Genomic DNA, 15,165 nt, shown 5'->3' on the forward strand with positions numbered 1-15,165 from the left:
CATGAAGCCCATTTAACTTCCATTTTTCGTTGTTATTCTACCTTGACCCTGAAATGGATCGTGGCTGTATAGGCCTTGCCATCGGTATTGATGAAGATGAACTCAAGGGCTGCCTGATAGGTGGTGCCCACGCTGATACGGGAGCGATAGCCATTGACGGTGACTTTTCCCTTGGCATAGTTGAGCGTCAACAGGTAGTTGGTGCTGGCAACGGTGCCTTCCACCACATCGCCACTGGCATTGAAGCCCCAGTAATACTGCGAAGACAACAAGCGGCTGTCGCTCTCATTACCATCGGCATTCAAGGCACGAAGACGCAGGTTGGCAGGTTCGTTGGCGCCAGGCGTAAGCTGGCCTACGAGCTCTGTAGAGAGGCCTAGGGCGTCGTAGATCTGCTCCATGGGTAGATTGACCACCGAAGACACGTTCGTGCCCGTAGCACCGGTCTTTTTCAGCGTCACAGCCTCATCAATGATGATATCGGTGCGGGGATAGTCTGCGGGATAGTAATACTGTCCGGGCAGGTTGGTGCCGGTGAAACGCACCTGATAGGGCCACTGCTCGTCGTTGGAGAGCGTGGCAGGGGTGTGCACATCATTACCGAATTCGTCGGTACCCATCTCCCAGGCATGGCGGAAATGCTCGGTTGGAGCGCCACTGACCACAAACCACAGATTGGTGGTCTCGGCAGGAATGGTCATCTCGGCCGTTCCCTCTGCGTCGGCATACATATCACCATAGACGCGGGTTCCATCGCTCTGCAGCGCCACAAAGCCATAGCGCCAGCCGGCTTTATCGACCTGATAGGCACGATAGCCCTTGGCACCGGCAATGCCTTTGAACGAAGCCTTGACCACAGTACCGGCCGCGGGGACACGCAAACGGATGACGTTGAAGCCATAGTTCTGCGGACACTGGGCTGAATCGACCTGCCACCAACCGTCGCCTGCGTTGTGAAGCGAGGTCTCGAAGCGGTCGGTATAGCGGCGACCAGCGGTGCGGAGGGCCTCTATATCCCACGTAATGGCACGGGTGGCATAGTTATACATATCGCGACAGAAGTCGGCCTGTGAGGCGTTGTTCATTCGCTGATAGGTTTCGACAGGGTCTTCAGGATAGGTTGACTCCTTCCACAGGCGACCGATGAAGTCGGCACCATGCAGTTCGCACCAATAATCCTGTACGAAGAAGTTAAAATAGCGCCACTCCTCGTGCAGAAGGTTGAGGTGAGCATACTTCCAGGGATTGGCCCAGGTGGTGGTGAACTGCTGCTCGGGATAGACCTTAAAGGCTTGCCACTGAGCACAACTCTCCCACCAGCCACAACCGCCAGAGGCATTGGGACCGAAACCATAGCGCCAGCCGTGCTGTGTGCCTTCGTCGCAACCCACGATATACTGGAAGGTGTGTCCAATCTCATGGGCCGTAGTGATAGCTGTGTTGGCGGCTGCGGGGTTGACATCGAGTGTACCTACGCGGTTGTCAACGCCCGATCCGGTGGCACGCCACACGTCGGTATAGTGCACCAGCATGATGATCTTATTACTGTCTAAGGTCTTTGAGTTGCCAAGCTTTGAGAAACCGAGCTGCGTGGTATATACCGCAAAGGCCTTTTCGGCACGCTCCAACAAGTCGTCTGGACTGAAGGTATAGGGTTCGGGCGCCTGGGTAGGATCACTACCGAACTCGGGTTCCCAGAATACTACAAAGTGATCTGACTGCTTAGAGCGGCTCCAGCAGTACTGACTCTTCTCATCATCGAAATCATTGTTGCGGAGGTAGTTGGGACGATAGACGCCAATGCCGGGGTCTTCCACGTAGAAGGTGTCGGCAGTGGTATAGAGATAACCTTGGCGAGCGCCTTCCTTGTCCACCGTATAATAGCGCATGTTCTGGAACTCCAGGGCATCGCCCTCGTTCAAAACAAACTTCTGCTTGTTCTGTACGAAAGCGCCACTTCGCTTAACGCCATAGATGGTGTGCTGAGCCTGGATGGTCAGCGTGGAAAGAAGGCAGAGGAAAGCCAAGCATCGTAATTCTATATTTTTCATGAGCAGTGGATTCATTATCGTTTCGTAAACTTGACTTTCTGTTGTCCTGCCTGAAGAATATAGGTGCCTGCAGGCAACGACTGGATGTTAACAGCGATGCTGCCGCCCAGGGTCTGAACAAGATGGCGACCACGGTGGGTCATCTCCTTGCCGTCGAGAGCGAAGACACGCAGAGGACCAGTATTGCCTATCACATAAAGCACCCCACCCTGCTGAACGATATCAGCCTGCTGGGCAGAAAAAGATTTAATCTCAGAGACCTCTTCATCGGTCTCTGAGATATAAAACTTTTCAATCTGAGTGAAAGCATATTGCGCGGCTTCCACCTGAAAGCCTTCATTCGTCATCTTCAGGGTGACAGCGGCATCACTGGTTGCCAAGGGATAGAAAGCCTTGACACCGCCCGTCAGTTGCAAGACGAGGCCACGCCCCTGTGCCACCGTAAAGAGACAAGAAGTCAAAAGTGCTATAAGAGCAATTCTCTTCATTGTGTTTAGCGTACGATCACCTTTGTTGACATGTTGCCCTGGCGTACGATGTAGAGGCCACGTGTCAAACCATTGACGCTGTTGGCTACGCGAACACCGTTCAGGTTGTAAACACCAGAAGCCTTGAACTGTGAAGCACTGACAGAGCTGATGCCGTTAACCACCTCTGGTTCTATGGCAAGAATGGCATCGGTATCCAACTCAAGAACATTGTCGGGATCAGCCACACCAGTAGCGTAAACAGCCTGTACAGTTACCTTGAAGGGCAGTGTTACCACAGCACCATTCCAGATGGTCACGTTGGTAGCAGGAATTGTATATTCAGTGATGGTGCCATCTTCTACATCTACATAGTAGTTGTCATTATAGTAGATACGATAGCCAATGGGCTTAGCATCCTCATCTATAGACCACTTAACGGGGATATAATAGGTGGTGGTACGCTTCTCTTGTTCCTGTTCATCAACAGTAACCACAGTCTTTGCAGTGATGTCGCCATTCAGCGCTACGTCGTAAACACCAACCTTTGAGTTGTCGAAGACAGTCACCTCGGGAACTACAACGGCATTACCCTGGTTAGAAACATAGAAGGTATAGGTGCCATCCTGCAGCACGTCGGTGGTGTAAGATGTGCCCTTTACCTCAATGTACTGGCCATTGAACACCACTGCATCAGCACTACCGCTCCATGAAAGCGTCACGGTGTTGCCCTGGTTGGCAACAGCCTGTACGTTCTGAGGTGCGTAGTAGGCATCAATATCACCATAATTGAAGACAGTCTCTACGGTGCCATCGTCACCAGCACTTGCTGTCGTCTTTGCCAGTTGGCCGTTCTCGTAGGTGTAGGTGACTGTTTCTGTGACGACACCTGCAGAATTTGAGGTCTCTTTCTTCACCAGCACACCGTCACTATATGTATAGGCTGTGGTGCTCATAACGATACCTGCAATGGGATGTTTAATCTCACTCTTCAACAGGTTGTGGTCATCATCATAGGTATTCTGCTGAGGAATTTCCAGGCCATTGGCAGAAAGAGTACCACTGGGATTTCCGTATTCATCATATTTAACAGTGCTCAGCACACGCTCGCCAGCCTTCTCCTCACGTGACACAAGCTGTCCTTCCGTATAGTTATACACGTAGGTGCGACCAGCGTTGTAGTTATTAAACACGTTGTACTCCTCCGTAGCCAACTGATTCAGATCGTTGTAAGAATAGGTTGACTCAGAAACGCCTTCAATCAGTTTGTAAATCACGTTACCCTGCTCATTGTAGAAACGATGAGTAATCACTACTGAAGCATCAGCTGATGACACTGCGGTCTCAGTGATAACTTTCTTCTGTGCATTCAATGATGCTGTGGTGGCTACAAGTGCCACAAGTGCTAGTAAAATCTTCTTCATACACTTTCTCTTTTTAAAAATAATACAATCTATTTAGTTTTCACGCGTGATTCGTTATTGAGCTTATTTCTGCTGGTTGGGCATCTTGCCATCAAAGGCATTGACGATCATCTGCAGCAGTTCGTCGGTGGGACGAGACAGACGCATATTGCCCACCTGGCGCGAAGCCTGACGCTTACCGGCCTTGATGTCTTCAATGCGCTGCACGAGGATAGATCTGAAGGTGGCCTTCAACTCAGCATCGGCTGCGGGAGAAGAGAACGGACGAGCCCAGCGTGCCAACTGCATATCGCCGGCATCCAGTGTGGGATCGGCCAGGTATGCCTGGATATACTTCAGGTATGCCTGCCAGTTCTTCTGCTTTTCAGCTGCCTGGATCTGTGCACCATAAAGATACTGGTTGCCACCCTTCACATTCAGTTCTTTCAGGAGAGCAGCAAAACGGTCGTACACCTCCTGGTTCAGATAGACAGAATCAGCTGTCTCTACCAGCAGGTCACGCTGGTAGTTGGTAAACACCGAAGCGATCTTGGCATCCACATTGCCACGTCCGATATATGCTGCCAGCACCTCGGGGTTCTTGGCTGTATAAACGAAAGATTTAGCGAAGGGATTCTGGATATTACGGATAAAGATAGAACGCAGTGTGCTATCAGCAGCAAAAGTCTCCTCCTTACCGTCCAGGATAGCCTCAGCCACCTCGCCAGCCTCCTGCATCTTGTAGGTAGCCGACAGCGACTTCAGGTACTGGAACAAGAACTGAGGATCGCGATCGCCAGCCTTCCAGCGAGCCTGCAGGTCGGCAGAAGCATTGTCCTTGCTCTTTTCCTCTACGCGCTTCAGAAACTCCTCGGCAGAGCTGCCGCCCATAAAGCGACCTATTTCCTGCGCGTCAGCATTGAAGATTACAAACGTTGGGAAGGCCGTAATCTGCAGTTTCTTAGCCAGAGGTGCACCATAGGGGCTCTCCATATCTATCTTGACGCTCACGAATTTGGGGTTCATGGCAGCGCCCACCTGTTCCTGTGGGAACACCGTGCGAGCCATCATCTTACAAGGACCGCACCAGGTTGTGAACGCATCCAGGAAAATCAGTTTATTCTCGGCCTTAGCCTTAGCAGAGGCCTGTTCCAGTGTTGTTCCATCAGGCTCGAAAGCAATACCCTGAGCCATGACAGCACCAGCTGTCAGGAACATCATCATCAGCAGTGTCAGTTTTTTCATCATTTTATTCCTTTTATTAGTTTTTGACTATTATTGTAATGTGAATTTCCATGCCATATCCTTCACACGTCCAGGCACCACATACTCATAGTGACTGTCGGTCTCCAGGATACCACTGGCAGGATTAATCAGGTACTGATACACATGGCCCTCCTTGGTCTTGTCGTTCCAGGTGGCGATGTGCACCAGATTGTCTGACTGGGGCACACGACCCAGTCCGTAGATGGTGCCATGATAGTACTTCATGATGCGCACACAGGTCACCTCCTCGTCGGCAGAGGGCGCTGTCCATGCCTCGGTAGCAGGCAGACCGCTGTCGTAGGCCAGCGTATAGACCGACTGACCGGCACCGTAGTACACAAAGCTACCCACATGACTGGCAGCAAACGTGGTGGCTGCGGTGATGTTGGGACAAAGACTATTGAGCGGATAGAGGCCTACGCCTATCTCTGTATCTTCGGGTGACGAGGTCGAGAAGTTGGCCACGGCCAGGTAACGTTGATCACCTTTACCCATCAGCAGGTAGTCGTAGGGCAGCAATCCGTTACCCTGACTGGAACCGCGTCCCCAGTCTGCCAACAGCAGTTCCATGCCGGTGTTGTTCACATCGAAAGCAGCCTGCTCCATATCCTGTTCGCCAAACTTCTCCAGACGTGCACCGTTAAAGGGGGCATAGCGGAAGCGGTGGTAGGTCTGGTCGTAAACGATGACGCCATAGTTCAGCGTGCTGGGAATCTCTGCGTTCCATGCGGCCAACTGACCTACCTCTTCGCCAAACTTAGCCACGCCGAAACGGGTGGTACGACCCTCGGCAGCGCTAAACACGTAGGTATTCGTATAGACCTGATTATTATTGATCAGCACCTCAGAACTCTGACCGGACATCACGCCAGAGCCATGTTCGCCATACCAAATGGGCGCCTCGGTGGCTGGTGCCTCGTGGAAAAAGTCCTTGAACTGCAGTGCTTTCTCTATGGCATTCTCGCTGACGCCCACCAACGTACGGTCGGTACAGAGGCCAACGTAGTTATTGCCGGCAGCCATTGACACGGCGATGTCAAGACAGCGCACGGGTTTACCCTCCAACAGTTCACCGTTGGTTGTCTCGTAGAGGTTCGTATAGATTCTGTCATAGGTCACATTATTCTTCGTCCAGGGGTTATGTATCAGCGCAAGGTCTGATGTGCCCGGCTGATCGGCACGCTCGTAGAACACCATCCATCCGCCATCCAGCACCTCGCTCACCGACACAGGGACGCGGAAGAATTGGCATACACCCGTATGACGGTTCTTAGCCACGAGCTGCACCAGATAGCTGCCAGCCGTACGACTGATCACTGTATCCAGCACGCGCTGATTACCAATGGTGTCAATCACGCTGTTAGCGCCAGAGCCACTCACGCTGCTGAAGATGGTCCATTGGTAGTCCAAGGGCACCTCCTGGTTATCGTCCACCAGCTCACCATTGAAATAGACCTTCGGTGCCAGGCGCAGATGGTCGAAGCGCATCAGCGAGTAGGCCGACAGGATGCCCGTTTCCACGGTATCGATGCTCACCACGTCGAGTTCACGATAATCATAGTTACCTTTATCCTCATAACAACCTACGAGCGACAGCATGGCTGTCAGCCCGCCGAGAACTATAGAAAAATATCTCTTCATCATTCAAAGTCAATTAAAAGGTTATTGGAAGTCCAAACTCATCAACCAGGGGCTCACTATGCTCAGCATTATAGTCGGCCAGCGCACGCTGCATCACCTGTACCAGATAGATTGCATACGAGTTAGAAACCACGTTGGTCTCCTCGTCGTACGACGTCTGTGCATTGTAGTTCACCTGGAAGTCCTTCATGCCCAAGTGTTCAATCATGAACTGATACTTCACGCGGCTATAAGCGCCGAAGTAATAATCCAGGGGCATCTGTGGGTAGTTGGCCACCTCCCAGTTGGATGGCTTAGCCAGGTAGTTCTTCAGTACCACCGCAAACTGCTGATGGCCCTCGGTACCCAAGGCAAACTCATCATTAGGCACCACACGGAAGTAGATGATACCATCCTCCGTGGTGAAGAGATTGGGATCCGACAGCTTCTGCGTGTTGAAGTGTACCTGATAAACACCGCTTACTGCACCAGCAGGAATCACATAGTCCTCCAGTCGTATAGCGTTGATAACCTGCGCCGAGTCACCACCGAAAGCCTCCAGATGGAATGTGCGGTCGTGGTCGGCAGGCATGCCGCTCAACTGCGCATAAAAGGTCACGTCGCCCTCTTCGTAAACATACGAGAAGTTGTGGTCCACCGACTCATACACGGCGCCAGCCTGAGAACCCACCCAGATGTTCAGTGCCGTATAATGGGTATTGAAAGTAGAAACCTCCTCTTTTTCACACGCCACCAGTGCCAAGCACCAGCATGCCAACAATATGATCTTTTTCATTTTCCTTCTCATCTTTACATCCATCATTATCGGTTAGGTTCACGTTCTGCCACCTCTGTCTCGGTCAGCGGCAATGGGAAAGTATAGACCTTCTCGGCAATCGCATCCACTGGTGAGTAGAGAATGGTGGGACGGTTCAGTCGCTTGTAGAGGAAGAACAGCTGTCCCTCGCCCAGCAGTTCGCGACGATAGGCATACACCAGCTCTTGGTAGTAGTCGGCAGGCAACTTGTTCAGTGACGTCAGGTTGCGCGCCTTGCGCAGAGTGTTCAGCACCTTGCGGGCCTGATCCGTGTCGCCCTGGCGATAGGCCACCTCACTCTTGATGAGGTACATCTCGCCCACACGCATCAGTGGCATCTTAAAACGATAGTAGTTGCTGTTGTTGCTGGGCTCATCATACTTTCTCAGATAGCGATTGGCCGCATGCGTAGCAGTACCATTTTTAAACAGGAATGTATATCGGTAGTCTTGTGTTGCGTTGTTAAAGTAGTCCAGCAGTCGCTCGCGTGTCACGGCAAAGCTATAGGGCGAATCGTCCGAGAAGTAGTTGTCGGCCACATCGGCAGTCATCGTCAGGTTGTTGAGTGCAAACAGCAGCTCGTCGGCCAGACAACGGTCGGTACCCGTCTGCATGCTGCCCACCTTAGCCCATGGGAACTTCTCCGACTCGATCACCACATCGGCAGCCTTTCCAGCCTCCTCATAGTCACCGCGCCACATATAGACACGTGCCTGCAGAGCTTTCACGGCATAATAGTTGAGGTGCAACTGGCGGTTTTGCAGATAGCCATTGTCCGTCACCTCGCTGATCTCACGTCCTGTCACGATGGGGTCGCTGGTCTCCAACAGCTGTTCGGCTGCAGCCAGGTCGCTGAGGATCGAGTCGGTCACCTCGCGTACAGACAACTGTGGGAACACGCGGTAGCTCAAGGACTTGCAGTAAGGGATAGACAACTGCTCGGGGTTCACCTCGAAGCTCACGCCGAAGCAGCGCAGCAGGTCGAAGTGCAGGAAGGCACGCAGGGCCAGCGCCTCACCCTTGATCACGCCATAGTTGTCTTGCGAGAACAGGCGACGGTCGCCATCGATGTGCGCCAACAGGTTGTTGGCATTGGCAATACCGCTATAGTTTGTGCCCCAGATACCACGCAGATAGCCCGTAGGCACCGAGGCATCATAGTTGTAGGCAGCTGCATCGTCATACTGCGAAGCATAATAGAAGTCCCACTCCTGTCCCAGCACACCGATAAAGCCATAGGTCAGTTCCTTGCTATAGGTACTTGCCGACACCATCGACGAGTACACACCTGCCAGAGCTTCCTTATAGCCACTCTCGGTCTCAAACAGCTCGGTATCCTCCACCTGCGAACGAGGCTGTACGTCGAGCCAGTCGTTACAGGCACTGACAACGGGCATCAGCACGGCGCCCATCACAATCTTCAGCAAATCTTTCTGTATCTTTTTCATCTTCTTTTCCTGTTAGTTTTTAAAATGTTGCTGTCAGTGAGAACGAGAATGTGCGGGCATAGGGGTAAGCCAGACCACGCTCAGCCTTCACCGAAGACAGGTGGAACACATCGTTCACATAGCATGTCAGACGCAGGCGCTCCAGTTTGGCGCGATGCAACCACGACCAGTACTTAAAGTCATAGTAGAGTGATACGGTCGTCAGGTCGAGCATATTGTTGCGCTGCACAAAACGAGTAGAAGCATAGGTGGTGGTAGGTGTGCTCGAGATGCGCTTATAGAGTGCCACATCGCCAGGTGCAGTCCATGTGTCGCTGAACACACGCTTGTCCACGTTGTTGGCCACGTTCACGTTCTCCACGCGGTCCACCAGTGTCTGGTTGTAGTAGTCACCACCCAACTGATAGGTGAACAGCAGGCTGCCACCGATGCCACGATACTCACCATTCACACCAAATGTGCCGTGCACCTTGGGGTTGCTGTCGCCAGCCACGATATAGTCGTCGGTAGTGTAGTCGTAGGTCGAGGTGCCATCCTTCTTCTGGAACAACTCACGACCTGTTGCGGGGTCGATGCCCAGCGAGCGCACGGCCCAGATAGCCGTCATAGACTGTCCCTCCTCATAGCGGATGATGGGCGAACTGGTCTTCTCGGCATCCTGTTCACGATTGAACGAGCGCAGCGCATCACTGATCTTCGTCACCTTATTAATATTATGGGCCACACTTCCCGTCACGCTCAGGAACGACTGTTCCTTCTGGTACAGGCGCCAGTTGGCTGTAGCCTCCACACCGCGGTTCACCACGTTGCCCAGGTTCTCCATGTAAGAGCTGAAACCTGTTGACGTTGGTATAGACATGGCGATGAGTGCATCGCGCGTCTTACTGTCGTAGTAGTCGAAGCGCAAGTTCAGTTTGCTGGCAATGCCCAGGTCCAGACCCACGGTGAAGTCACCCGTCTGCTGCCATTTCAGGTTCTCGTTGGGCATCGCCATCAGGTAGGCACCCGAGATGTTGTCATAGACGATGGCATCATAGAACTTATACGTAGCTTTCGACTGATAGGGCGAGAAGTTCTGGTTACCGGTCAAGCCGTAGGTGACGCGCAGTTTGCACAGCGTCAACCACTTCACATCTTCCATGAATTTCTCCTTGTGCAGGTTCCATCCCGCACCCAGGCTCCAGAACGTACCCCAACGGTTGTTGCGGCCAAATACCGAAGAACCGTTCAGACGCAGACTGGCATCCAGCAGGTAGCGCTCGTCATACGAGTAGTTGGCGGCACCCGTCAGTCCCAGCGAGCGTGTGGTGGTCTCCGCACCCGAAGGTACGCCACCCTCGGCATATTGCTTGGCAAAGGTGATGTGGTCCACATGGTTGTTCAGGAAGCCCCATGCCGTCATACCTTCCGAAGACGACTGTGACGACTGCAGAGAGTAGGCCGCGTTGCTCAGCAGCATGTGCTTGCCCCAGCGGTGGGTGTAGTGTCCTGTCACATCGACAGAGATACTGTTGCTCTCGCCGTTGGTGATGGCATAGCTACCGCGCTGGAAGTAGCGGTCGCCCGTCCATGTGGTGAAGCGGGTGTGATCGCCGGGATAGAAGTCCTCACGCTTGTTGTTCTGGTGCGTATAGCCCAGACGAGCGGTGAAGCGCAGGTCGTCGGTAGGGCGATATTCCAAGTAGAAGTTCTCCGATACCTCAGTATAGTTAGAGAAGTTCTTGGTACCTATCGAAGCATTATACAGCGGGTTGTAGTATGTCTGCGTACTACCGTTGCTACCGGGCGAGGTATAGCTGCCCAGCACCTTCAGCAGGTTGCCGTTGTCATCGTAGGGACGGAAGTAAGGGTTCAGACCTACATAGTCAGAGAAACTGCCGTAAGGACTATCGTCGGCACGGTTGCCCGTCACCGTCAGCGAGTTGCGGAACATCCACTCCTTGTGGCGGTACGACAGGTTGATATTGCCCGACACGGTGCTTCTGCCCGATTTCTTCATCACACCGGCGATGTTGTTATACATCACACTGGCCGAGTAGCGCATCTCCTGTGTGCCACCCTCCAGATAGGCCGTATGCTTCTGGCCTACACCGGTGCGCAGCGGCTGCGACAGCCAGTAGGTGTCAATGCCTTTGGCTACGCTGGCCACCAGTTCGTTGTACTGTTCGTCCAGTTGCGACTGGAAGTAGGGTGAAGAGGCCGTATAGCGACCCGCTTTCTTCTCCACCGCCAGCTTCTCGGCTGCATTACACAGGTTATAGCTTGTCAGGTCGGGCGCCTCAATGCTCAGGTCGCCCGTATAGGTGATACGCAGCTTGCCGGCCTCTGGCTGTACGGTCTCCACAACCACCACGCCATTGCTGGCCTTCGAACCATAGATAGCCTTGGCAGCACCGTCCTTCAGGATGGTCACCGACTTGATGCGGTTGATGTCGAGGTCGAAGATCTGCTGCTGCGAAGCTTCAAAACCATCGAGGATAAACAGCGGTGCGTTGGGGTTACCACTATAGTCGCCCTGCAGGCCGCCAAACGAAGCATTACCACGCAGTGTGATGTCGCTCATGAAGTTAGGGTTCGAACCGTTGATGCTGTTCATATCCACCACAAAGGCAGGATCGAGCGCCTGGACGGCCTTCAGCACGTTGGCACTGGTCACCTGCTTCAGTTCATCGCGGGTGAAAGACGAGGCCGAACCTGTAAACGTAGATGACTTATGGTCGAACAGACCCGTCACCACCACCTCGTTAAGGCGGTTGTCCTCGTGCAGCACAATCTGCAGGTTGCTGTAGGGGCGCTTACCGTCATACTTCTTCGTCTGCGTCACCATGCCCACGTATGAGTAGTCCACCGTGATGGCAGTACCCTTGGGCACGGTCAGCGTGAAACGACCTTTCTCGTCGGCCACCGCACCACCTTTTATTTCACGCACGTACACGTTGGCACCTTGCAGTGGTTCACCCTGATCGTCGATGATAACACCTTTCAGCACGATATTACCTTTAGCGTCCATCGCCTGCACTGATGGTTGCACAGACTGCATAGGAATAGAAGCTGGTTTATCATCCTGGGCATACAATGACCCGCAGAGGGCCTCTAAAAACACTAGTAATAAAAGAGATTTGCTACGTAGACCTTTATTCATATACCTATCTTGCGTTTATGTCGGATGCAAAGATACAAATTATTTTGGTGTATAAATTACAATTTGAAAGTTTTTTTTTAGAAATACCAAACTTTTGGTATGAAAATTAAATTTGGAGTATCGAATTATTTTTTGTACTTTTGCACGAAATTACGACAAAATGTAGTTATTTTTAGTTATGAAACAACAGATTACTATCGTGAAAGTGGGCGGTGCCGTGGTTGAAGACGAGGCACAACTGTCGCAGCTTTTACATGATTTCACGGCCATCCAGGGTCCCAAGATCCTGGTGCATGGTGGTGGTCGCAAGGCCACAAAGATGGCCGAACGACTGGGCATCGAGACCAAGATGGTGGACGGACGCCGCATCACCGATGCCGACATGCTGGAGGTGGTGACCATGGTCTATGGCGGACTGGTCAACAAGAACATCGTGGCACGCCTGCAGGCACTGGGTGCCGACGCCTTAGGTCTGACCGGTGCCGACGGCAATGTCCTGCTGTCGGCCAAGCGCCCCTTGAAAAACGGCATTGACTATGGTTTTGTGGGCGATGTCAAAGCGGCCAACGGCCAGAAGATAGCTCATTTCATCGAGGCAGGCATCATCCCTGTCATTGCCCCACTGACCCACGACGGCCAGGGCCACATGCTCAACACCAATGCCGACACGATGGCTTCCGAGACCGCCAAGGCCATGGCTACCGCCGGTTTCGACGTGACCCTAATCTTTGCTTTCGAGAAACCCGGCGTGCTCCGCAATCCCGACGACGACCAGTCGGTCATCAGCAACATCACCCATGCCGACTTCGAGACTTATAAGGCCGACGGCACCATCAGCGGCGGCATGCTGCCCAAGATAGAAAATGCGCTCTCGGCCATCGATGCTGGCGTAGAGCGCGTTATCATTACCAAGGCCACAGCCATCGACGGACAGCACGGCACGGTCATCACGCAGTAAGCACCCGTCAGCAGGTCAGCACTCTGCTGAAGGCGAAAAGGCATAAAGTAGGAACGGGTTTTTAATTCATCGGATGAATTAAAAACCCGTTCTTTCCTTTTATTTCTATCGTCACAGGTGCTTTTTCGACCTATTTCTTTCTAGGTTTGCGGCGGGCCCAGCCCTCTTCGCTGAAGTCGGGCTCTTCGCCTTTGAAATCCACACGAGGGGTGTTCTGCATCAGCGAGCGCCAATCTTCCTTTTTATACTGGCGCTGGGGGCGCTGACTACCCTGCCCTTCCTCTCTGCCTCGCTGAGTGCGACGGCCGTGCTCGGCCTGGTGGCTCTGTGCGCCGGCCTTGTCGTCCTCGGCATTGCAGCGCACGGTGCGCCCTTTATAGCGAATGCCCGTGAGCTGGGTCATCACCTTGCGGGCGTCCTTCTCGGGCACCTCAAAGTAAGAGATGGTATCCAGCAGGTCGATATGTCCCACGGCCTGACGGCCGCCCACATAACGGTTCAACGTCTGCATCAGCACGCCGGGGAAGAAACCGTCCTTCTTGCCCAGGTTGATAAACAGTCGTTTGAATCCCTTCTCAGGCTTATTGTTGCGCTTCTCGCGGTCGCTTTGCGGGCGACGCTCTTTTTCTTTCGTAGGCACCTCAATCTCGGGTGCGTCGGCATAGTAAGCCAGGAACTTGCCAAACTCCAGCGACACGATCTTCTTGATGAGCTCTTCCTTGTCGATGAACTCGAAGTAGCGACTGATGTCCTGCATGAAAGGCGCAATTTCATCGTCGTTTACGTCGGTCTTCACGATCTGGTCCATCACCTTGTAGAGCTGCTTCTTGCAGATCTCCTCGGCCGAAGGAATCGGTGTCTCCACGAAGCTCTTGCCTATCACCTTCTCGATGTTACGGATCTTGAACTTCTCTTTCGAGTGAACGATAGAGATGCTGGTGCCCTTCTTACCGGCACGACCCGTACGACCCGAGCGGTGTGTGTAGTTTTCAATGTCGTCGGGCAGTCCGAAGTTGATGACGTGCGTCAGGTCATCGACGTCCAGTCCGCGGGCAGCCACGTCGGTGGCCACGAGCAACTGCGTGAGGTGCTGACGGAACTTCTGCATCGTCAGGTCGCGCTGCTGCTGAGACAGGTCGCCATGCAGCGACTCGGCATTATAGCCGTCGCGTATCAGTTTGTCGGCCACCTCTTGTGTCTCCAGTTTCGTTCTGCAGAAGATGATGGCAAAAATCTTCGGATAGTAATCTACAATACGTTTCAGTGCCAGATACTTATCCTTGGCCTGCACCATATAGTAGATGTGGTTCACGCTCTCGGCACCCTCGTTGCGCGAGCCCACCACAATCTCCTGATGGTCCTTCAGGTAGCGCTTGGCCACGCGCTCCACGTCGCGACTCATCGTGGCCGAGAACATCAGCGTGTTATGATCCTCGGGCAGCGCCTCGAAGATCTCCTCAATACTGTCGGTGAATCCCATGTTCAACATCTCGTCGGCCTCGTCGAGCACGATGTTGCGCACGTTCTCCAGATGTACATATCCACGGTTTTTCAGGTCTATCAGTCGGCCCGGCGTAGCTACAATGATCTGTGCACCCTTCTTCAGCGCACGAATCTGCTGTTCGATGGCAGCGCCGCCATAGACGGCCTCCACGTGTACGCCGTCCATATATTTAGAAAAGTCGCGCAGGTCGTCGGCAATCTGCAGACAGAGCTCACGCGTAGGACTCAACACGAGTGCTTGCGTGTCGCGACTGCTTAAATCTATTCTCATCAACAATGGAATACCAAACGATGCTGTTTTTCCTGTACCAGTTTGTGCCAATGCAATGGTGTCTTGCCTACTCTCCAACAGTGTAGGAATGACTGCCTCCTGTACAGGCATGGGCTGTACAAATCCCATTTCTTCGATGGCTCGGCGTATCTCTACGCTCACACCTAATTCTTCAAATGTCTTCATATAATAATATTTGTCTGCGCAAAGTTACGCATT

At 52.9% G+C, this 15,165-nt stretch carries 10 protein-coding genes; 1 reads left to right on the forward strand and 9 read right to left on the reverse strand.

All coding sequences use genetic code 11. The annotated features are described in order from the left end of the window. Nucleotides 1-32: 32 nt before the first annotated feature. From T496_RS14330 to T496_RS13240, 8 genes are all read right to left on the reverse strand, one after another. Nucleotides 33-2,051: a DUF6055 domain-containing protein gene (locus T496_RS14330; protein ID WP_155808595.1), complete on the reverse strand. Its 2,019-nt coding sequence runs from the start codon at nucleotides 2,049-2,051 to the stop codon at nucleotides 33-35. A gap of 14 nt (nucleotides 2,052-2,065) precedes the next feature. Further along, nucleotides 2,066-2,539, reverse strand: a complete 474-nt coding sequence (locus T496_RS0102170) for a hypothetical protein (protein ID WP_155808597.1) — start codon at nucleotides 2,537-2,539, stop codon at nucleotides 2,066-2,068. Between the two features lie 5 nt (nucleotides 2,540-2,544). Beyond that, a complete protein-coding gene (locus T496_RS0102175) occupies nucleotides 2,545-3,942 on the reverse strand; it encodes a hypothetical protein (protein ID WP_027449295.1) in 1,398 nt (465 codons plus the stop codon). 63 nt (nucleotides 3,943-4,005) lie between these two features. After that, nucleotides 4,006-5,169 carry a thioredoxin family protein gene (locus T496_RS13235; protein ID WP_027454775.1) on the reverse strand — a complete coding sequence of 388 codons (1,164 nt, stop codon included), beginning with the start codon at nucleotides 5,167-5,169 and terminating at the stop codon, nucleotides 4,006-4,008. 27 nt (nucleotides 5,170-5,196) lie between these two features. Continuing rightward, on the reverse strand, nucleotides 5,197-6,831 hold the full coding sequence (locus T496_RS0102185) for a PKD-like family lipoprotein (RefSeq protein WP_081783510.1): 1,635 nt from the start codon (nucleotides 6,829-6,831) through the stop codon (nucleotides 5,197-5,199). Between the two features lie 10 nt (nucleotides 6,832-6,841). Further along, the gene (locus T496_RS0102190; protein ID WP_027449297.1) at nucleotides 6,842-7,603 is read right to left on the reverse strand and encodes a DUF4843 domain-containing protein; all 762 of its coding nucleotides are present in this window, start codon (nucleotides 7,601-7,603) and stop codon (nucleotides 6,842-6,844) included. Nucleotides 7,604-7,629: 26 nt separating this feature from the next. Beyond that, complete coding sequence (locus tag T496_RS0102195; protein ID WP_027449298.1) at nucleotides 7,630-9,072, reverse strand: RagB/SusD family nutrient uptake outer membrane protein; 1,443 nt, start codon at nucleotides 9,070-9,072, stop codon at nucleotides 7,630-7,632. A gap of 19 nt (nucleotides 9,073-9,091) precedes the next feature. Beyond that, nucleotides 9,092-12,082, reverse strand: coding sequence for a SusC/RagA family TonB-linked outer membrane protein (locus T496_RS13240; protein ID WP_052342033.1), 2,991 nt, complete (start codon nucleotides 12,080-12,082; stop codon nucleotides 9,092-9,094). A gap of 310 nt (nucleotides 12,083-12,392) precedes the next feature. On the opposite strand from T496_RS13240, the gene argB reads away from it, so the two are divergent. Further along, nucleotides 12,393-13,172, forward strand: a complete 780-nt coding sequence (gene argB / locus T496_RS0102205; RefSeq protein ID WP_027449299.1) for an acetylglutamate kinase — start codon at nucleotides 12,393-12,395, stop codon at nucleotides 13,170-13,172. A 130-nt stretch (nucleotides 13,173-13,302) separates the two neighbouring features. On the opposite strand, the gene T496_RS0102210 is transcribed toward argB, so the two are convergent. Next, nucleotides 13,303-15,132 carry a DEAD/DEAH box helicase gene (locus tag T496_RS0102210; protein ID WP_027449300.1) on the reverse strand — a complete coding sequence of 610 codons (1,830 nt, stop codon included), beginning with the start codon at nucleotides 15,130-15,132 and terminating at the stop codon, nucleotides 13,303-13,305. Between the last annotated feature and the right edge of the window lie 33 nt (nucleotides 15,133-15,165).

The organism is Xylanibacter brevis P6B11 (assembly GCF_000621825.1).
Lineage (GTDB): Bacteria > Bacteroidota > Bacteroidia > Bacteroidales > Bacteroidaceae > Prevotella > Prevotella brevis.